Source organism: Paeniglutamicibacter sp. ORCA_105, from assembly GCF_045798545.1.
In the GTDB taxonomy this organism is placed as follows: domain Bacteria; phylum Actinomycetota; class Actinomycetes; order Actinomycetales; family Micrococcaceae; genus Paeniglutamicibacter; species Paeniglutamicibacter sulfureus.
Genome location: NZ_JBIXLM010000034.1, coordinates 1 through 19,099, shown reverse-complemented (window position 1 = coordinate 19,099; position 19,099 = coordinate 1). Strand labels below are relative to the sequence as shown.

Below are 19,099 nucleotides of genomic sequence, written 5' to 3'. Positions count from 1 at the left end.
GTCAGCCTATGCGGATCAGGCGATTTCGTTCATCTCGACGCGCGCACCCAAGTCAGTGAGCTTGTCCATGAACTTCTCGTAGCCACGGTTGATCAGTTCGATCCCGGTCACGTGGCTGGTGCCCTCGGCGGCGAGAGCCGCGATCAGGTGGGAGAATCCTCCGCGCAGGTCCGGGATGTCGATGTCCGCACCGATCAGCGGGGTGGGTCCGGTGATGACGGCGGAATGCTGGAAGTTGCGCTGGCCAAAGCGGCACGGGATGGCTCCCAGGCATTCGCTGTGGAGCTGGACCTTGGCTCCCATTTCCACCAGGGCATTGGTGAAACCGAAACGGTTTTCATACACGGTTTCGTGGATGATGGATACGCCGGAAGCCTGGGTCAATGCAACGACCAGGGGCTGCTGCCAGTCGGTCATGAATCCGGGGTGGACGTCTGTTTCAAGGATCAATGGCTTGAGCTCCCCGCCCGGGTGGAAGAAGCGGATTCCCCCGTCGGTGACCTCAAACTCGCCGCCGATTTGGCGGTAGGTGTGAAGGAAGGCAGTCAGGTCGCGCTGGGCTGCGCCCTCGACGTAGATGTCTCCATTGGTGACCAGGGCGGCGGACGCCCAGGATGCGGATTCGTTGCGGTCCGGCAACGCCTTGTGGTTGTAGCCGTTCAGGCGGTCGACACCGATGATGCGAATGACCCGGTCACGGCCAACCGTGATGATGGCACCCATTTTTTGAAGCAGGGAAATAAGATCGAGGATTTCGGGCTCGATGGCAGCGTTCTCGACCTCGGTGGTGCCCTTGGCGCGCACGGCGGTCAGCAGCACCTGCTCGGTGGCGCCAACACTCGGGTAGGGCAGGGAAATCTTGGCACCGGTCAGGCCGTGGGGTGCGCGAATGCTGGTCCCGAGGGGTCCGGCCTTGTCGATTACGGCACCGAAGTGGCGCAGCACGTCCAAGTGGAAATCAATCGGGCGGTCACCGATCTTGCAACCGCCAAGGTTCGGAATCAGGGCCTCGCCCAAGCTGTGAAGCAGGGGGCCGCAAAAGAGGATGGGGATGCGTGAGTCGCCGGCGTGCGTATCGATCTCATTGCTGGTGGCCGTCTTGGTGCCACTGGGGTCCATGGTCAGGTCGCCGGTGGCTTCGTCTTTGGTGACGGTGACGCCGTGGATCTTCAGCAGGCTGGTGACAACTGCGACGTCCTTGATCTCCGGGACGTTGCGCAAGACAGAGGGCGAATCACCCAGAAGAGCCGCAACCATGGCCTTGGGAACCAGGTTCTTGGCACCCCTGACGGTCACTTTTCCCTTGAGTGGCACGCCACCATGAATCGTTAGGACTTTCGCCATGAACTTGAGTACCTCACCAGAAATTGTTTGGCCTTCGAATCCGAAGGGAAGACTAAGCAAGCATACAGCCCCCGGCATTGCCGAGGGCTGTATCGAAAGTGTAACGCTGGTCGCGCCGCCAGGCACCTCGGTCGTTGAATCCCCCGGAATCCCGGGGTGAGCAGCAGTAACCGAGGAGCTGGGCAGCGGCGTTAAGCGGTCAGCTAAGGCTAGGAATAGCGGGCCGGAAGCGTAGTGGGCTTGAAGGCCGGCCACTGTGATTCATAAGCCGTGATGTCCTCCTCGTGCTGGAGGGTCAATCCGATGTCATCAAGCCCTTCCATGAGGCGCCAGCGCGTGTAGTCATCAATCTCGAACGGCGCAATGATGGATCCGCACGTGACGGTCCGGGCTTCGAGGTCCACTGTCACTTCCGTGCCGGGGTGGTTCTCGATTTCCTTCCAGATCAACTCAATATCGCTCTGTGCCACTTCGGCGGCAACCAGGCCCTGCTTGCCCGAGTTGCCACGGAAGATGTCGGCAAAACGGGAGGAAAGGACTGCCTTGAAACCGTAATCCTTCAGGGCCCAGACAGCATGTTCGCGCGAGGAACCGGTACCGAAGTCGGGTCCCGCCACCAGGACCGAGCCCTTGGAGAACGGCTCCTGGTTAAGGATGAAGTCCTTGCTCTTGCGCCATCCCGCAAAGAGGGCATCCTCGAACCCGGTGCGTGTGATGCGCTTGAGGTAGACGGCCGGGATGATCTGGTCGGTGTCCACGTTGCTTTGGCGCAGCGGAACGCCGATTCCGGTATGGGTGTTTATTTTCTCCATGATGAATCCTTAGGCTACTTTTGCGGCGGAGGAAGAGGTCGCGAGATCCGAGGGCGAGGAAAGGGTCCCGCGAATCGCGGTTGCTGCGGCAACCAATGGCGAGACCAGGTGGGTGCGGCCACCCTTGCCCTGGCGTCCCTCAAAGTTGCGGTTCGAGGTGGAGGCACAGCGCTCGCCCTCTGCAAGTTGGTCCGGGTTCATGCCCAGGCACATGGAGCAGCCGGCGAATCGCCATTCGGCACCAAAGTCCTTGAAGATCTTGTCCAGCCCTTCGGCTTCGGCTTCCAAGCGGACCCGGGCAGAACCCGGAACCACGATCATGCGGATATCCGGATTCTTTTCCTGCCCCTGGATGATGCTGGCGGCGGCGCGCAGGTCTTCCATGCGGCTATTGGTGCAGGAACCCAGGAATACCGTGTCGACGCGGATGTCCTTCATGGGCGTTCCGGCCTTCAGGTCCATGTAGTCCAGGGCTCGTTCGCACGCGGCGCGCGCATTTTCGTCTTCGAAATCCTCAGGTGCCGGGACCCTGCTGGAAAGCGAAACGCCTTGTCCGGGGTTGGTGCCCCAGGTGACGAAGGGCTCCAAGTCGTTCGCATCGAGGAACACTTCGGCGTCGAAGGTTGCACCCTCATCCGTGGCGAGCGTGTCCCATTCGGCAACGGCCGCATCCCAGTCGGCACCCTGTGGTGCGTGCGGACGCCCATTGATGTATTCGTAGGTGATTGCATCCGGTGCAATCATGCCGGCACGGGCACCGGCCTCGATCGACATGTTGCAGATGGTCATGCGGGCATCCATGGACAGCGAACGGATTGCCGAGCCACGGTATTCCAGCACGTAGCCCTGTCCGCCGCCGGTGCCGATCTTGGCAATGACCGCAAGGATGATGTCCTTTGCCGTCACACCCGGCTTCAGGGTGCCCTCGACGTTGATGGCCATGGTCTTGAATGGCTTCAAGGAAAGAGACTGCGTCGCCATGACGTGCTCGACCTCGGAGGTACCGATGCCGAAGGCCAAAGCGCCGAATGCTCCATGGGTCGAGGTGTGGGAATCACCACAAACCACGGTCATGCCCGGCTGGGTCAGGCCAAGCTGCGGGCCGACCACGTGGACAATTCCCTGCTCTTTGTCGCCCAGCGAGTGCAGGCGAACTCCGAACTCGGCGCAGTTCTTGCGCAGGGTCTCGATCTGCGTGCGGCTGGTCAGATCCGCAATCGGCTTGTCGATTTCCAGCGTCGGGGTGTTGTGGTCCTCGGTGGCAATCGTCAGGTCGGGGCGGCGCAGGGGCCGTCCCGCCAATCGGAGACCCTCGAAGGCCTGCGGGGATGTCACCTCATGGATCAGGTGCAGGTCAATGTAGATCAGGTCCGGCTGGCGCGCACCGCCTGCTCCCTCGCCCTTGCGAACGACGTGTGCGTTCCATACTTTTTCGGCCAGCGTCTGTGCTGCCTGGTGTGCGGCCATAACCGACTCCCTCACTTGATAAAAGTCCTATGTCTTAACTGTTCCACCCACGCACACGTAATATCCAGTAAGCGGATTTGCATCTCAAATAGTGAGATAGCAATATCAAACTATGGACACATCAAGTGGCGTTGGCGTCATCGACAAAGCGGCCCTCATCCTCAATGCCCTTGAGGCCGGGCCAACCTCCCTTGCCCAGTTGGTCTCCCTGACCAAGATCTCACGGCCAACAGTGCACCGTCTGGCCCAGGCACTCGTGCACCATCGTCTTGTCGGCAAGGACATCCATGGACGATTCGTCCTGGGCGGCCGCCTCGTGGAACTCGCCTCTGCGGCGGGCGAAGACCGACTCATAGCCGCAGCTGGTCCGCTGCTGATCCAATTGCGGGATTCCACCGGGGAAAGCACCCAGGTGTTTCGTCGGCAGGGCGACTACCGCGTGTGCGTGGCCTCCGCCGAAAGGCCGGTGGGCCTCCGCGACACGATTCCTGTCGGAACCCAGCTGTCGATGAAGGCAGGTTCGGCCGCACAGGTCCTTTTGGCATGGGAAGACCACGAACGGCTGTTGGATGGCCTGCACAGCGCACGCTTCACTCCCACCATCCTGGCGGGAGTCAGGCGACGGGGCTGGGCCCAAAGCCTGGGCGAACGCGAACCCGGGGTTGCCTCGGTATCTGCTCCCGTGCGTGGACCTTCCGGACGTGTCATCGCGGCAGTGTCAATGTCGGGGCCCATTGAACGTCTCTCACGACAGCCGGGCAAGGCCCACCAGGAAGTCGTCGTGCAAACCGCCAATGCCCTGACCGAGGCACTGCGGAAGACCGGGGACTAAGGGAAGATCATTTTCACTGAACGCTACGGCACCGCGGTTTGGTGAGTTAACGGTGAACATCGGATGAGCGCCGCCCTAACCTTCGAAGTGGTCAAATCCCTTGGCGGAGTCCGCTCTCCTGCCGTCCACGAGAACTTCCCCGCCCGGCTCGCCGCCAATGGATTTCCTGACCATGCCCACGGCACGGAAACCTTCGGGCAAATCCTCAACCTTCGGGAACGTGGCCAATAGCCCGTGGTCTTCCCCGCCTCCGAGGACCCAGTCCATCGCATCCCTGCCCAGCCTCGCGGCAGCCCGGGACAGCCGTAGCGCGTCGGCCTCCAGGGAACGGGTATCGAAATCAATGGCAACTCCACTGGCAATGGCCATGCGACGACCATCCTTGAGCAACCCGTCGGAAAGGTCCATCATGGCCGAAGCTCCGGCGCGGGCAGCACCGGGCCCAGCCGCCAGTGGCGGGGTAGGCCGCCGTTGGCCGAGGACAAGAACCTTCTCATCTTCAGTCCATTCCGAGTGCGAAACCGATGAGTCCATGAGTGCCAGACCGGCCGCAGCTACGCCCAGGACGCCGCCAACCGCCACCACATCCCCGGGCCTCGCACCGCTGCGAAGGACCGCACGGTCTGTGGCAAGGGCGCCGGTGACTGCCGCCGTAATGGACAGCTCGCTTCCCCGGCCCAGGTCTCCCCCGCCAATGGCGCACTCGGAGGCTCCCAGTTCACGCACGGCGGAACTGAATCCATCGGCCAAATCCTCCACCCAAGATATGGGGGTGGAGTGTGGCAGCGTCAGCGAAATCACTGCCGACGTCGCAATGGCACCCATTGCATTGACGTCGGAAAGGTTTTGGGCGGCGGACTTCCATCCGACGTCGAACCCGCTGCTCCGAAATCCACTGGGCCACCTCAACCTGAAGTCCTGATTTTCCACGAGCGTGTCCACGGTGATGACAAACTTTCCACCGGGGGCGGCAATCAAGGCCGCATCGTCACCCGGGCCGAGCAACGCCGGAGCCCCCTGCAGCCGCGGCAGGATCCTTTCCAGAAGCCCGCTCTCTCCAAGGTTTCCTACGGTCATGAGATCAGCTGCGGGCACGTTGCAAGGCTCCAATGAAATGGTTGTGTCTGGTGATTTCCGCGCCCACCGGCTCAATGACCGAGCGCTCCGCGACGGCACCGACCGAAGCATGCAGCGCACGTCGGGCCTTGCGGGCGCGGCCTGCAGCCCCGATGCGGGCGATCAGTCCTGTGGCCAGCCCCAAGACAATGCCCAATAATATGCCAATGACGAGCATCAATGTGGGGACAGGGAAGCCTTCGACCTTTGGAACCTCGGGCAAGGTGAATTGTAGGTACTGCGCACCGAACAGGGCGCCAAGCCAGAGCGCGCCCGCAAGGGCCGTGACCAATGATATCCACTGGATGACGGAGACGATCGGCCACCACCAGGACCCCTTGGTGGCACCGATTCCGGTGTTGGCTATGGACTGGTCCAATTCGTCGGGAAGCTTGGCCTCACCGGCGCGCGCCGCCCGGCGGATCGATCCCTGCCACGCCTCGGGTGCTCCGGCGCTTGCCTCGTCCGCGTATCGCCGAACTGCGGAATCGGCTTGTGCCCTCTGCGCGGCACCTGGGGCCGGAAGGGACGTGCGATTGAGCTTGGGGTTTACATCCGCGCTCTTGAGGTTGAGCCGGCGCAAAGGGTCGGGTCGGACCTTGGCCAGCCATCGGGTCAGTGGCCAGCCGGTCTTCTTGTGGGCGTCCATCCGATAGGAGGTGCGCACTGCATCCACCACCGTATTTACGCCCGCGGCCGCGGCCAGCTCCACGGTCAATGCCTTCTTGGCAGGCTCCCCCGGCAGCTTGAGTTCCTCGTGCCGAGATCCCTCCGCCATCCGGCCCGCGATGGTGGCGACGTCGGCGGTAAGTCGATTTGTCGCGGCACCACGTTCGGTGACCACCCGGGCGATCTCCTGTCGCAGGGCATCCAGTCCCTCGCCGGTAAGCGCCGAGACGCCAAGTATGCGTGGACTTGCCAGGCCGTCTGCCAGAAGGATGGAGCGCAACGAATCCATCACGGGCTCCCGCTGGTTTTCCTTCAGCTTGTCAATTTGGTTCAGGACCACCAAGGTGACCGAACCATGGGTAGCCAGAGGCCTGATGAAATCATGGTGGACAGCCGCGTCCGCATACTTTTGGGGGTCAAGCACCCAAATCAAGACGTCGACCTGGCCGGCGAGCTTGGTGGCGATCTCGCGATTGGCTGCAACGGTGGAGTCAAAGTCCGGTAGGTCCAAAAGGATCAGACCGCTGGCTTCCTTCTCCGAACCAAAGAGGCCCTTCTTTTCCAGTCGCAAGGGCGTGTCAAGGAGGTGGCGTTCCTGCACGCCCAGCCAATCAAGCAACGGTTCGGATCCTGGGCCTCCCCAGACTCCTGCCATTGGCTGACTGGTGGTCGGCCGGGTTGCGGCGGTCCGTGCGAGGTCCTGTCTCACGATCGCATTGAACAAGGAGGACTTTCCACTGCCCGTCGCTCCGAAAAATCCGACCACCGTATGCTCCGCGGAGAGTGTTCTGCGGGTTGAAGCCCGCTCCAGCACTTGCCACGAAGCATCGCTCACCGCAGGCTCAAGGCGGTCGGTACCCAGTTCGGTGGCTAGCTTGAGCGCTTCAAGCCGAAGTTCGAGCGGGCTCACGGTGGTGGTTTGACGTCGGCGGCTCATGCACCTTGCTCCCGGGCCAGTCGGCGGATGGCTGCCGAATTCTGTTTCATGACATTGGCATCCTGTGCGGTGGGGATGTTTTCCAGGCGGGAGATGAATCGCTGCTTTTCCGTCTCCAACAGGGCCGTGCACCGGTCGGCAAGGGAATCCTTTGCCTGCTTGGTGAGCCTGCGCACAGCGTCTTCGCCGAAGATCGCCTCGAGCAGCTTCTGCCCGACCACGGCCGATCCGCCGGCGATTCCGACTTCAAGTCCCGTCAATCCGGCGGTGGAGGCGAAGACGACCACCATCAGTGCCACGGCGACTCCGTTGACGCCGAAGGACACCATGCGTGCGGTCATGCGTTTGTTGGCGCCCTCGGTGCGGATGATTTCCATCAGGTCCCCTTGCCAGGCGCGCACCTGCTCTGCCACCTGGTCGGAGAATCCGGGAGACAGTGAACCGAGATTGGCGGTGCCCACCAGGGCCTTGCCTGCCGGGTCGGCCCGCCAGCGCTCTTCTGTGGTTTCACTGGCCTTCGCGGCTTGGTCGACGACCACGGCATGCAGACCGCTTTCTATGGCCTCTTCCACATGGTCCACGGGTTTGGGCTTGCCGGTAAAAAAGGCACCGATCCGATCCCGAAGCCGGCCTATGCCGGATTCAAGGGAGCGGAAGAATTCTCCGGTGCCTACGAAGTCCTGCCACCGTGCCAAGACCTCGCCACGCAACAGCGTTCCGTCCTGCACGCTGGACAGAATTCCCTCGTGCGCCTGGTCAAAAGCCTCATCGGCGTATTGGGCCAGGCGGCTGCCGCTGGTCCCCTGCTCCCCCATGGCCACGGCAATGACATCGCTGCGATCCGCGAGCTGGCCAAGCACCCCGGCCAGCGTTTGGCGGGCAATCGATGCCCGTGATTCGGCATTGGCAGCCAGCTCACCCAGCCAGTCCTTGAGCGGATCAACGGCTTTTGCGGGCAGCATGTCCATCTCGTCGAGGTCGAATTCCGGAACCACGAAAAGCTCGGCGCCGCCCAGCCCTTCGCGCAGGAGCATACCGCGCAAGTCGGTGGCGATCTCATCCTCGAGGCCTGCCGGCACGCGGTCCAGAACGACTGCCAACGTGATATTCCGCCCGGCAGCCTCGGAGAGAAGTTTCCAGGGTACGGCGTCCGCGTAACGGTTGGCGGTCGTGACAAAGATCCAGAGGTCGGCAGCAGACAACAGCTGGCCGGCCAGACGGCGGTTTTCATCCGAGATTGAATCCACGTCGGGAGCATCAAGAATGGCCAAGCCACGTGGGACTGCGTCATCTTGCAACAGGATGATCGAGTCGGTCAGCGCGGCGTCCGGCGTGGCACCCACTCGTGCCGCAGGAATGTGTTGGTCTCGGCTGACTGCGGTTCCAGTGATGCGCCGCAGGCCGGGGAGGATCCTGTCGTTTTCCAGCCATGCCCGGTCCAGCTCGTGGTGGAGGAGGATTGGTTGGCGGGTGGTGGGTCGAATGGCCCCGGCGCGGGTGACAGGGTGTCCCACCAGGGCATTGACCAGGGTGGACTTCCCCGCTCCGGTTGAGCCGCCCACCACGGCCAACAGCGGTGCATCCAGGCTGCGGTATCGCGGCAGGATGTAGTCGTCGAGTTGTTCCACTGCGCTACGCGCGTTTTCGCGTGCCTGGGCAACGCCTGCAATTTCAAGAGGCAGGATGCTGTCCGCAAGATTCGTTCGAACGCCGGTGAGCAGGTTGATGGCTTCCATGTCGGCTGGCACGGCCGAGAGTGGTGGAGAACCTAGGGGTTCAGAGCCATTGCTAGTAGTCACCACTACATCATGCCAAACACTTTGGATTTTTATTCGTAAGCTAGCCGAAGAATTCAAGGGACCTTGGGAAAACCCGCCTCAACGACAAATGGTCCCAAACCGAAGTTTGGAACCATTGTGCTGGTGACCCCAGCGGGATTCGAACCCGCGTTACCGCCGTGAGAGGGCAGCGTACTAGGCCGCTATACGATGGGGCCGTATAGCTGCAACGTTTTAGGACTGTTACCGTCCGATTCCAATGAATCGTGACCCCAGCGGGATTCGAACCCGCGTTACCGCCGTGAGAGGGCAGCGTACTAGGCCGCTATACGATGGGGCCGTATGCTCTGCGTGGGGACTTTCGTCCCCCACGCAGACCGGTCCTCGCTTTCGCGAAGACCGTGACGCTGGGGTACCAGGACTCGAACCTAGAATGTTGGTACCAGAAACCAGTGTGTTGCCAATTACACCATACCCCACAGCGTTGATTCGCTCTCCGGCTTTCTCTTCGAAAGCTTTCGTGCGCCTCAGCACGAGAAATAACTATACCGGCGGATCTGCGGAAAGTACAAATCGGGGGCCCACTAGGATCCTAATGGGCCAAAAACCCCGAGTTTCCGGTGATTATGGCGGCCAATGAACCAAGATTTTGGAGGATTTCGGTCGATCGGGTTTTGTGATCTGGCGCACGATCCAGCAGGATTCCCTGCAGTCCCGCGTCGATGGCGCCCTGCACATCGTTGACCGGGTTGTCCCCAACGTAGAGGGTCGCGGCGCGGGTGGTGCCGAGCAACCGGCAACCTGCATGGAACGGCCGGGGATCCGGCTTCGGCGCCCCGGCGGTATCCGAGCCCACGAGAACTTCGATCCGCCCAAGCCCCGAGAGTTCCAGTTTGCGGCGCTGGTAGTCTTCCACGTTATTGCTGACGGCCCCGTAGGGAATGGAAAGGGCGTCCAGGGCATCAAGGCAGTCGTGCACGTCGGGGAATGGCACCCACATACCCTGAACCACGTCTTCGTAGCGCGCACTCCACACCCCCAGGGCCTCGGCCGGCGGGGCATCCAATCCGACAAGTCCATAGGCGCGCCGGATTCGTTCGGCGCGCTGGCCCAGGAATGTCAGTTCCCCGGCCATGTAGCGCTCATACGCCCCAGCACCGTCATCGGCATAGTCCCGCGCCGCATGCTCCCTCAGGCTTTCGGGAACGTCCCTGAAGTCTTCGGAGGTGAGGAAGTGAAATCCCCTGACTGCGGCGGCGTTGAGATCCACCAGCGTGTCGTCAATGTCAAAGAGAACGCCCTCAACCCGGGCCACGGAACGTGCACCGTGAATTGGGTTGAGGGCGCTGGTCGCGTTGTCCACGATTCTCGCTTGCTCCAGGTTACCGGGTGGCCCGGAACGCGCGTACGCGGTTGAGCGAGGATTCCTTGCCCAGAATCACCATCGACTCAAACAGCGGCGGGGAGATCCGCTTGCCGGACACGGCAGTGCGAATGGGCCCAAATGCATGGCGCGGCTTGATGCCCAGCCCTTCGACCAAGGAGGACTTCAAGACGTCCTGGATGGTCTCGGCGTCCCACTGCGTTGCTGCCTCGAGCGCGGCCAGGCCGGCGTCCAGGACTTCGACGGTGTTCTCCGGTAGTCCCTTCAAGGCATCGGCGGCAGGCTCAATGGCCGAGTCCTCGGTGAAGAGGAATTCAAGCATGTCGGGCGCCTCACCCAGCAGGGTGATCCGCTCCTGGACCAGCGGAGCGGCCTCGGTCAGGATCTCGTTCTGGCGTTCCGTCAGCTGCTCCCCCACCAGGCCCTGGAACCTGAGGTAGGGAATCAGGCGTTCGCGGAAGTCCGCGGCATCCAGCATGCGCACGTGGGTGCCGTTGATGGCTTCTGCCTTCTTGATGTCAAAGCGTGCCGGGTTGGAGAGCACGTCGTGGACGTCGAAAGCCTCGATGAGCTGGTCCCGGGTGAAGATGTCTTCATCGGCGCTCAAGGACCAGCCAAGCAATGACAGGTAGTTCAGCAGTCCCTCGGGAATGAAACCGCGGTCCCGGTGCAGGAAAAGGCTCGATTCGGGGTCGCGCTTCGAAAGCTTCTTGTTCCCCTGGCCCATCACGTAGGGCAAATGGCCAAAGAGAGGCATGTACTGGGCGACACCGATTTCAATCAAGGCGCGGTACAAGGCGATCTGGCGGGGGGTCGAGGATAGGAGGTCCTCGCCGCGCAGCACGTGGGTGATGCCCATCAGCGCATCGTCGACAGGGTTGACCAGCGTGTAGAGCGGCTGGCCGTTGGCGCGAACCACCACGAAGTCCGGGACGGAGCCGGCCTTGAAGGTGATCTCCCCGCGTACCAGGTCGGTGAAGGTCAGGTCCTCTTCCGGCATGCGCACGCGCAACACCGGCTCGCGGCCTTCGGCACGGTAGGCGGCAATCTGCTCTTCGCTGAGGTTCCGGTCGAAGCCGTCATAGCCCAGCTTCGGATCCCGGCCGGCGGCCTTGTGGCGATCTTCGACTTCCTCGGGGGTGGAGAATGACTCGTAGACATGCCCACCGGCACGGAGCTTGGCAATGACGTCCTGGTAGATGTCGCCGCGCTGGGACTGGCGGTACGGTTCGTGCGGTCCGCCGACGTTGACCCCCTCATCCCAGGTGATCCCGAGCCAGTCCAGGGCGTCCAGCAACTGGTGGTAGCTTTCCTCGGAGTCGCGCTTGGCGTCGGTGTCTTCGATACGGAAGATCATCTTTCCGCCGGTGTGGCGCGCATAGGCCCAGTTGAACAAGGCGGTGCGAATCAGGCCTACGTGCGGGGTGCCGGTCGGAGACGGGCAGAAGCGTACGCGGACGGGGGTTTCATCGGTCACAGTGGGAATGAGGGATACATCAGTCATGATGTGACCATTCTATGTCCCCACACCTGGTCAACCCGCCAGCACGGTGCTGTCGGGCGCAGTCAGGGAGCTTAACTTCGGTTGGCCCCGGAAACCGGGGCCAACCGTGTTGCAAGGGTCCAACCGGGAATTTAGCGGCGGAACGGATTGCTCAAGGTGCCGATTCCCTCGATCTCCACGTCCACACGCTGTCCCTCGGTCACCAAACCGACGCCGGCCGGGGTGCCGGTAAGGATGACGTCACCCGGTAGCAGGGTGAAGGCTTGGGACGCATAGGCAATCAGGTCGTTGATACCCCAGACCATTTCGGAGGTGTTGCCGTCCTGGACGACCTTTCCGTCGAGCCGGGTGGTCAGCTGGGTGTCCTCGTGGTCCAGCTCGGTCTGGATCCATGGTCCCAGCGGGCATGAGCCATCCCAACCCTTGGCACGCGCCCATTGTCCGTCGGTCCGCTGGGCATCGCGTGCGGTCAGGTCATTGGCGACGGTGTAGCCGAAGATCACGTCTTGGGCCTTTTCGGCGGGAACGTCCTTGCAGATTCTCCCGATGACAACCGCGAGCTCTCCCTCGTAGGAGATTTCCTCGGAGAAGGATGGCAAGGTGATCGGGTCACCCGAGCCGACAACGGAAGTGTTTGGCTTCAGGAACATCAGGGGTTCTGCCGGCACTTCGTTGCCAAGTTCGGCGGCATGGTCGGCGTAGGTACGACCGAAGCACACCACCTTGGAACGGGGAATGATGGGGGCGAGCAACCGGACATCCTCAAGCTTGTGCTTGACGCCGGTTGGCTTGATTCCTTGGAAGAAGGGGTCGCCGGAAATGACGATGACCTCGTCCTCTTCCACGACGCCGTACATGGGGTCACTGTCAACGACAAAACGAGCAATACGCATGGTTTATAGCTTAGTGGCTTCGTCGGAGTCGGGTGCGCGTTTCTGCTTCGGTCGCTTGACCACGTCTTCCTCGGGTTGATCCACGTCACCCAGGTCGGCGGGTTCGTCTTCGGGATAGCCGGTGGGATTGTTTGACTGCCACCGCCACATGTCCTCGACCATTTGCTCGAGGCCGCGTTCGGCTTTCCAACCGATTTCTTCACGGGCCAACGTTGGATCGGCGTAGCTCGCCGCCACGTCACCTGGTCGGCGGTCCACGACCTCGTAGCGTATCTCCCGTTCAGCAGTACGGGCGAATGCCTGGATGACCTCGAGCACCGAGGAGCCGTGTCCGGTTCCCAGGTTCCAGGCGTGCAATCCGCCATGGTCGTGGAGATATTCAAGTGCAGCGAGATGCCCGGCACCAAGATCCACAACATGGATGTAGTCTCGCACGCCTGTTCCGTCCGGCGTCGGGTAGTCGCCCCCGAATACGTTGACTTGCTCGCGAACGCCTACAGCCACCTGTGCAATGTACGGCATCAAGTTGTTGGGGATGCCTTGAGGATCCTCGCCTATCCGGCCGGATTCATGTGAACCCACCGGGTTGAAATAGCGAAGCTTCGCAATGGACCAACGCGGGTCGGAACCTGCAAGGTCATCAAGCATTCCTTCAATGTAAAGCTTGGTCCGGCCATACGGGTTCGTGGCAGACAACGCCGTTGATTCAGTGATCGGCAGTTCGAGCGTTTCTCCGTAGACGGTGGCCGATGAGCTAAAGACCAACGTGCGAACGTCGCGGGCTTCCATGGCATCCAGCAGGTTGAGCGTGCCGGTGACGTTGTTGCGATAGTACTTCAGGGGTTCGGAAACGGACTCCCCCACTGCCTTGAGCCCGGCAAAATGGATAACTGCCTCCGGCCGTGCCGTTGCAAACACGTCCTTGAGCCGAGCTTCATCCAGCAGGTCGCCTACGTGCAAGTGGGCGTCATGGCCTGTGAGTTCCCCTACCCGCCGTAAGGCCTCTGGCGAGGAGTTGCTCAGGTTGTCGTAAACGTGGACCTCGTGGCCCTCTTCCAGAAGAAGTAGGACAGTGTGGGAGCCGATATAGCCGGCGCCGCCGGTGACCAAAATGCGCATGAATCCATCCTATTGATCATTGCCCTGCTTCACCCGATTAAAACCGTGATGGGGGTGGGATTCTTTTAGAATCCCACCCCCATCACCTGTGCTTCGCGCCTACGCGAGTCGTTCCAGCCAGCCGTGGCGATCTGCGACGGTACCGGTTTGGATACCCAGCAATTCCTCACGGAGGGCCATGGTCACTTCACCTGCAGGGGCATTCGGATCGCCGATGTGCTCCTCACCGTTCTTCAGCACGCCAATCGGGGTGATGACAGCTGCGGTGCCGCAGGCAAAGACTTCCTGGATCTCCCCGCTGGCAATTCCTTCGCGCCATTCACCCAGGGTGATCGTTCGTTCCTCAATCTCAAGCCCGCGGTCCTTGGCCAGTTGAATGATCGAGGAACGGGTGATGCCTTCAAGGATGGTACCGGTCAGGCGCGGGGTGACGAGCTTGCCACCCTTCATCACGAAGAAGACGTTCATGCCGCCGAGCTCTTCCACGGCTTCGTCGTTGAAAGGGTCTAGGAAGAGAACCTGCTTGCAGCCGTTTTGTTCGGCTTCCAACTGTGCAATCAGCGATGCTGCGTAGTTGCCGCCGCATTTGGCCGCACCTGTGCCGCCGCGTCCAGCGCGTGCGTAGTTGTGCGAGACCCAGATGCCCACCGGCTTCAGTTCACCACCGAAGTAGTTGCCAGCCGGGGAAGCAATGACCCGATAGGAAACCTTGCGAGCCGCGCGAACGCCCAGGAAGGCTTCGGTGGCAATCATGAAAGGACGAAGGTAGAGCGCTTCACCGTCGCCACTGGGAACCCACTGGACGTCGGCCGTCACCAGGCGACGCAGCGATTCAACGAAGACTTCCTCATCAAGTTGCGGCAACGCCAACCTCGCTGCCGACCGATTCAGGCGGGCAGCATTTGCATGCGGACGGAAGCTCCAGACGCTTCCGTCTTCGTGGCGGTATGCCTTCAGGCCCTCAAAGATTTCCTGGCCGTAGTGCAAGACGGAGGCTGCCGGATCCATTTCAATGGGACCGTAGGGTTCGATGCGCGCATTGCTCCAGGTGCCCTGCGGGCCTTCACCATCGGCCGACCAGTCGATGACTGCGGTGTGGTCAGTGAAGAAATCCCCAAAACCTGGGTTGGCCAAAATGTCGGCGCGTTCCTGATCGCTTTTACGGTGAGTTGAGAGATCTTCAATGAATTCCATGATGCCGTCAGGCTTCCTCTTCGACAGGGTGTTGCGGTGGCAAGCCGACAACGGCTTGCCACCCTAAGATTTGGTTCCTAAATGAACCTAGTCACCAGCTTAAGCCAGTGCGGCAATGATTGCATCGCCGATCTCGGCAGTGGTCCGCGGATCGGTCATTTCATCGCGAGATGCGATATCACTTTCCACTGCTTCCTCGACCCGGCGGGCTGCTTCCGTAAGACCGACATGGTCGAGCAAAAGGGCAGCAGAGAGGATTGCTGCCGTCGGGTCAGCCTTTTGCTGGCCGGCAATGTCCGGGGCCGAACCGTGAACGGGTTCGAACATTGAGGGGGCAGTGCGGTCCATGTTGATATTCCCCGATGCCGCCAGGCCGATGCCGCCAGTGATGGCGCCAGCCTGATCGGTGAGGATATCGCCAAAAAGGTTGTCGGTGACGATAACGTCAAAGCGAGAGGGATTCGTGGTCATGAAGATGGTTGCGGCATCCACATGCAGGTAATCGTGGGTGACGTCCGGGAACTCGACGGCCACGGCCTCCACGGTCCGGCGCCACAGATGACCGGCGAAAACCAGCACGTTGTGCTTGTGAACCAGGGTCACGTGCTTACGGGGACGTTCACTGGCACGACGGAAAGCGTCTCGGACAACTCGCTCAACGCCGTGGGCAGTGTTGATGGAAACCTCGGTGGCGATTTCGTGAGGGGTGCCGGCACGCAGCACACCGCCGTTGCCCACGTATGGCCCTTCGGTGCCCTCGCGGACAACAATGAAGTCGACTTCCCCGGGCTCAGCCAACGGGCTCGGCACTCCCGGGTACAGCTTGGCCGGGCGCAGGTTCACGAAGTGATCCAAGCTGAAGCGCAACTTCAGCAGCAGCTCGCGTTCAATCAGGCCCGAAGGAATGCGGGTATCGCCCGGGGCTGCACCCACAGCGCCAAACAGGATGGCGTCATGCTTGCGAAGCGCTGCAAGGGTTTCCTCCGGAAGGGTCTCCCCCGTCTCCAGCCAGTGTTCGGCACCGAGCGTGTAATTGGTCAGCACCAAATGCACGTCCGTGGTTTCGGTTGCCTTCTTCAGGACCTTTACGGCCTCGGCAATTACTTCAGGACCAATGCCATCACCTGGAATGACGGCAATATTCAAGGATTCGCTCATGACAAACGAGTTTATCGACTCGTATCACTATGTGAGCAACCCGTCTCATATCGTGAACGTTCCGATGGCATTCGGCCAATCTCATGCCTGGGCATGATGTACGCCGCACTCCCACACCGTAGGCTATTTATGGAAGAAACCGCCCCGTTGCCACCGCAGGAATCAATGACGCCGCACCGCACCATAGACAAGTGGATTCGCGAGAATCCAAACAAGGTCGATCTCATTTTGGGCCTTGGAATCTGGCTCGTATTCGGTCTCGTTGCCGGCGTCAGTCTTGGTATTACGGGAAACGGCTGGGCATTGGCCATCCTGGGAACGGCACAGACCCTTCCGCTGATCTGGCGCCGAAGACAACCGGGGCTCGCCGCGGGAATCATCGTCCTCGCGCATCTCATCCAAGTTGGCGTCAGCTACGAATTGCTGCCGTCACAGATCTCCGTGCCCATCACGATATATACATTGGCGGCGTACGGCCGACGTTGGCAATCCTTCGCCGGCCTTGCCGCGGGCTTGGTTGGGGCCGTGCTTGCCAGTGTGCGCATAGGCGCTTGGGCGAGCGATAACTCGATCCAGGGCACGGCGCTCAATTTCATAGGACTTTCACTCTTGGTTCTGGTGGCGTGGACCTTTGGGGACTTGGCCAGGACCCGGCGACTCAGCTTACAGACACTCGAGGACCGGGCGCGGAGGCTGGAAACTGAACGAGAACAGGAACGTGCTTTGGCTGCCGCCGACGAACGCAGCCATATCGCGCGGGAGATGCATGACATAGTGGCCCATTCACTGTCCGTGATCATCACGCAATCTGATGGCGCACGCTATGCGAGTGAACATGACCCGGAAATTGCCAGGGAAACCCTGGCCACAATTGCCCAAACCGGGCGAAGTTCACTCCGAGAGATGCGCCGTCTACTCGGCGTGCTACGTAGCGATGAAGAGGCGTCCACGAGACCACTACCAACCCTTGACGATATTCCGGCGCTTCTTGAAGCGACGCGAATGAGCGGCTTGGCAATCGATTTTAGGCAGAACGGTACCGCACGACGCGATCTTCCAGCGGGAGCCGAGCTCACCGCCTACCGTGCCATGCAGGAAGCCCTGACCAACGTGCTCAAGCACGCCGGCCCAGAAGCCGCAACGACCGTGATGCTCGGCTGGGAGAACCGCGGACTGCAACTGATCGTGTCAGACGACGGTCGAGGTGCAGGCGCCCGGGACAACGCCGCATCTGGCCAAGGTCTGCGGGGCATGGCCGAACGTGTTGCCCTCTACGATGGTCGAGTCGAAGCCGAGCCCAAGGTCGGCGGAGGCTTCGGCGTATCCGTATTCATCCCCTACACCGAGGACTAGAAAACTTGTCAAAAGACAACCCCATCCACGTGGCACTCGTGGATGACCAACTGCTGGTTCGCAGCGGCTTCCGAATGCTTATCAATTCCCAAGCAGATCTGGAAGTCGTCGCCGAAGCGTCAAATGGCCGCGAAGCCATTGCCTCCCAGACCTTGGCGGCAGCGGATGTCATTCTCATGGACGTTCGCATGCCTGAAATGAATGGCATCGAAACGACTGAATACTTGCTCTCCAGGGAACTGGGCGATGCGCCCGGACCCAAAATCATCGTCCTGACAACCTTTGATCTTGATGAGTACGCACTTGCTGCCATTCAAGCCGGTGCCAGCGGCTTCCTGCTCAAGGATGCGCCACCGGAAGAACTACTGGATTCAATACGGACTGTCTACCGCGGGGACGCCGTCATTGCACCATCAACAACCCGGCGGCTCCTGGACCACGTCGCACCGATGCTTCGTCGCTCGTCTCTTCCGGACAGTGCCCACGTAAAGGCTGTCCGGTCACTGACCCCGCGCGAACGCGAAGTCTTTGGCCTGATCGCCAACGGCCGCTCCAATCCGGAAATTGCAGCTGGGCTGTTCCTGTCGGAGGCAACGGTGAAGACCCATGTGGGGCATATCCTCGCAAAACTCAATGCTCGTGATCGCGTGCAGGCGGTTGTCATCGCCTACGAGACTGGAGTGGTCTCACCGTAGTACTTATAAATGATCCGCAACGAAGAAAACCTACTCTCCAACGCGAAGTTGGGGAGTAGGTTTTCTGTTCCATTCGATCAGCTAGATGCTGGCTGCATTCACCAGGCTGGCTTCGGACGGCAAGTTGGAATCAAAGTCTTCCATGCGGGTGCCGACACCAAGAAGCTCGGCAATGGCGGCCACCGTGCGGATTGCCGCCTTGCCGTCACCATACGGGTTCGTCGCCAAGGCCATCTGCTTGTACGCAGCGGCATCATTGAGCAAGAGCTCCACGGATTCAAAGATCTTCTCTTCGTCCGTGCCGATGAGCCTTACCGTGCCCGCGACCACGGCTTCGGGACGCTCGGTGTTCTCGCGCATCACGAGTACCGGCTTGGCGAGGCTCGGCGCCTCTTCCTGTACTCCGCCGGAGTCGGTCAACACGATGTTCGCCGCCGCGATGAGCCGCGTGAACTCGCCGTAGGCCAGCGGTTCGGTCAGGGTGATGTTCGTGCGTCCCTCGATTTCCGGCAGCAAGGCTTCACGCACGGCCGGGTTGCGGTGCAGCGGGAGGATGAACTCGACCTCGGGCTCGGCGGCCGAGAGGCGGGCGAGTGCGCGGCCAATCCCGCGCATGGGCTCGCCCTGGTTTTCGCGGCGGTGCGTCGTGACCAGGACGATCTTGCGGCCGGAGGCCACCAGTGCTTCCAGAACCGGATCGCTGAAGGGGATGTTCTTCTCCACCACCTTGAACAGCGCATCGATCACGGTGTTGCCGGTGACCGTAATGGTCCGCGGATCAATGGTCTCGTTGACCAGGTTCAGCTGGCTCAGCGTGGTCGGAGCAAGGTGCAAACTGGCGATC

General features: G+C 61.2%; 16 protein-coding genes and 3 tRNA genes. 3 read left to right on the top strand and 16 right to left on the bottom strand.

Features of this window, described 5'->3' with window-relative positions; genetic code table 11:
* Positions 1-15: 15 nt before the first annotated feature.
* The 3 genes from murA to leuC form a co-directional block, all read right to left on the bottom strand.
* Entirely contained in the window at positions 16-1,344 is a 1,329-nt protein-coding gene (gene murA, locus ACIPUB_RS15360; protein ID WP_407608155.1) for a UDP-N-acetylglucosamine 1-carboxyvinyltransferase, read from the bottom strand.
* A 209-nt stretch (positions 1,345-1,553) separates the two neighbouring features.
* Positions 1,554-2,156 carry a 3-isopropylmalate dehydratase small subunit gene (leuD, locus tag ACIPUB_RS15355; RefSeq protein WP_407608154.1) on the bottom strand — a complete coding sequence of 201 codons (603 nt, stop codon included), beginning with the start codon at positions 2,154-2,156 and terminating at the stop codon, positions 1,554-1,556.
* Positions 2,157-2,165: 9 nt separating this feature from the next.
* Positions 2,166-3,623 (bottom strand): 3-isopropylmalate dehydratase large subunit, encoded by a 1,458-nt coding sequence (gene leuC, locus ACIPUB_RS15350; protein ID WP_407608153.1) that lies wholly within the window; start codon positions 3,621-3,623, stop codon positions 2,166-2,168.
* A 112-nt stretch (positions 3,624-3,735) separates the two neighbouring features.
* Between leuC and ACIPUB_RS15345 the strand changes: the two genes are divergently transcribed.
* Positions 3,736-4,455: an IclR family transcriptional regulator gene (locus ACIPUB_RS15345; protein ID WP_407608152.1), complete on the top strand. Its 720-nt coding sequence runs from the start codon at positions 3,736-3,738 to the stop codon at positions 4,453-4,455.
* 75 nt (positions 4,456-4,530) lie between these two features.
* On the opposite strand, the gene thiL is transcribed toward ACIPUB_RS15345, so the two are convergent.
* From thiL to ACIPUB_RS15285, 12 genes are all read right to left on the bottom strand, one after another.
* The gene (gene thiL, locus ACIPUB_RS15340) at positions 4,531-5,532 is read right to left on the bottom strand and encodes a thiamine-phosphate kinase (RefSeq protein ID WP_407608176.1); all 1,002 of its coding nucleotides are present in this window, start codon (positions 5,530-5,532) and stop codon (positions 4,531-4,533) included.
* A 4-nt stretch (positions 5,533-5,536) separates the two neighbouring features.
* Positions 5,537-7,177 carry a GTPase gene (locus ACIPUB_RS15335; RefSeq protein WP_407608151.1) on the bottom strand — a complete coding sequence of 547 codons (1,641 nt, stop codon included), beginning with the start codon at positions 7,175-7,177 and terminating at the stop codon, positions 5,537-5,539.
* Positions 7,174-8,913 (bottom strand): dynamin family protein, encoded by a 1,740-nt coding sequence (locus tag ACIPUB_RS15330; RefSeq protein WP_407608150.1) that lies wholly within the window; start codon positions 8,911-8,913, stop codon positions 7,174-7,176. The genes ACIPUB_RS15335 and ACIPUB_RS15330 overlap by 4 nt, the downstream gene beginning before the upstream one ends.
* A 184-nt stretch (positions 8,914-9,097) precedes the next feature.
* Positions 9,098-9,173 (bottom strand) — tRNA-Glu (locus tag ACIPUB_RS15325).
* 49 nt (positions 9,174-9,222) lie between these two features.
* Positions 9,223-9,295 (bottom strand) — tRNA-Glu (locus ACIPUB_RS15320).
* Positions 9,296-9,362: 67 nt separating this feature from the next.
* Positions 9,363-9,434, bottom strand: a tRNA-Gln gene (locus ACIPUB_RS15315).
* Between the two features lie 113 nt (positions 9,435-9,547).
* The gene (locus ACIPUB_RS15310; protein WP_407608149.1) at positions 9,548-10,318 is read right to left on the bottom strand and encodes an HAD family hydrolase; all 771 of its coding nucleotides are present in this window, start codon (positions 10,316-10,318) and stop codon (positions 9,548-9,550) included.
* A gap of 19 nt (positions 10,319-10,337) precedes the next feature.
* Positions 10,338-11,843, bottom strand: a complete 1,506-nt coding sequence (gene gltX, locus ACIPUB_RS15305; RefSeq protein ID WP_407608148.1) for a glutamate--tRNA ligase — start codon at positions 11,841-11,843, stop codon at positions 10,338-10,340.
* Between the two features lie 131 nt (positions 11,844-11,974).
* Positions 11,975-12,736, bottom strand: coding sequence for a fumarylacetoacetate hydrolase family protein (locus ACIPUB_RS15300; protein ID WP_407608147.1), 762 nt, complete (start codon positions 12,734-12,736; stop codon positions 11,975-11,977).
* A gap of 3 nt (positions 12,737-12,739) precedes the next feature.
* Positions 12,740-13,855: a UDP-glucose 4-epimerase GalE gene (gene galE, locus ACIPUB_RS15295; RefSeq protein ID WP_407608146.1), complete on the bottom strand. Its 1,116-nt coding sequence runs from the start codon at positions 13,853-13,855 to the stop codon at positions 12,740-12,742.
* A gap of 99 nt (positions 13,856-13,954) precedes the next feature.
* The gene (locus tag ACIPUB_RS15290) at positions 13,955-15,049 is read right to left on the bottom strand and encodes a branched-chain amino acid aminotransferase (RefSeq protein WP_407608145.1); all 1,095 of its coding nucleotides are present in this window, start codon (positions 15,047-15,049) and stop codon (positions 13,955-13,957) included.
* 99 nt (positions 15,050-15,148) lie between these two features.
* Positions 15,149-16,207, bottom strand: coding sequence for a 3-isopropylmalate dehydrogenase (locus ACIPUB_RS15285; RefSeq protein ID WP_407608144.1), 1,059 nt, complete (start codon positions 16,205-16,207; stop codon positions 15,149-15,151).
* Positions 16,208-16,336: 129 nt separating this feature from the next.
* On the opposite strand from ACIPUB_RS15285, the gene ACIPUB_RS15280 reads away from it, so the two are divergent.
* Positions 16,337-17,560 (top strand): histidine kinase, encoded by a 1,224-nt coding sequence (locus tag ACIPUB_RS15280; protein WP_407608143.1) that lies wholly within the window; start codon positions 16,337-16,339, stop codon positions 17,558-17,560.
* Positions 17,561-17,565: 5 nt separating this feature from the next.
* Complete coding sequence (locus ACIPUB_RS15275) at positions 17,566-18,255, top strand: response regulator (protein ID WP_407608142.1); 690 nt, start codon at positions 17,566-17,568, stop codon at positions 18,253-18,255.
* 81 nt (positions 18,256-18,336) lie between these two features.
* Here the strand turns inward: ACIPUB_RS15275 and wecB are convergent.
* Positions 18,337-19,099, bottom strand: a 763-nt coding sequence (gene wecB, locus ACIPUB_RS15270) for a non-hydrolyzing UDP-N-acetylglucosamine 2-epimerase (protein ID WP_407608141.1), incomplete at its 5' end; no start/stop codon positions are given.

What these genes read in the sequence shown, in the direction of transcription:
- ACIPUB_RS15300 (WP_407608147.1), bottom strand. Translation starts at nt 12,736, where the DNA reads ATGCGTATTGCTCGTTTTGTCGTTGACAGTGACCCCATGTACGGCGTC.
- ACIPUB_RS15335 (WP_407608151.1), bottom strand. Translation starts at nt 7,177, where the DNA reads ATGAGCCGCCGACGTCAAACCACCACCGTGAGCCCGCTCGAACTTCGG.
- ACIPUB_RS15280 (WP_407608143.1), top strand. Translation starts at nt 16,337, where the DNA reads ATGGAAGAAACCGCCCCGTTGCCACCGCAGGAATCAATGACGCCGCAC.
- galE (WP_407608146.1), bottom strand. Translation starts at nt 13,855, where the DNA reads ATGCGCATTTTGGTCACCGGCGGCGCCGGCTATATCGGCTCCCACACT.
- ACIPUB_RS15290 (WP_407608145.1), bottom strand. Translation starts at nt 15,049, where the DNA reads ATGGAATTCATTGAAGATCTCTCAACTCACCGTAAAAGCGATCAGGAA.
- leuD (WP_407608154.1), bottom strand. Translation starts at nt 2,156, where the DNA reads ATGGAGAAAATAAACACCCATACCGGAATCGGCGTTCCGCTGCGCCAA.
- ACIPUB_RS15285 (WP_407608144.1), bottom strand. Translation starts at nt 16,207, where the DNA reads ATGAGCGAATCCTTGAATATTGCCGTCATTCCAGGTGATGGCATTGGT.
- thiL (WP_407608176.1), bottom strand. Translation starts at nt 5,532, where the DNA reads ATGACCGTAGGAAACCTTGGAGAGAGCGGGCTTCTGGAAAGGATCCTG.
- leuC (WP_407608153.1), bottom strand. Translation starts at nt 3,623, where the DNA reads ATGGCCGCACACCAGGCAGCACAGACGCTGGCCGAAAAAGTATGGAAC.
- ACIPUB_RS15345 (WP_407608152.1), top strand. Translation starts at nt 3,736, where the DNA reads ATGGACACATCAAGTGGCGTTGGCGTCATCGACAAAGCGGCCCTCATC.
- gltX (WP_407608148.1), bottom strand. Translation starts at nt 11,843, where the DNA reads ATGACTGATGTATCCCTCATTCCCACTGTGACCGATGAAACCCCCGTC.
- ACIPUB_RS15330 (WP_407608150.1), bottom strand. Translation starts at nt 8,913, where the DNA reads ATGGAAGCCATCAACCTGCTCACCGGCGTTCGAACGAATCTTGCGGAC.
- murA (WP_407608155.1), bottom strand. Translation starts at nt 1,344, where the DNA reads ATGGCGAAAGTCCTAACGATTCATGGTGGCGTGCCACTCAAGGGAAAA.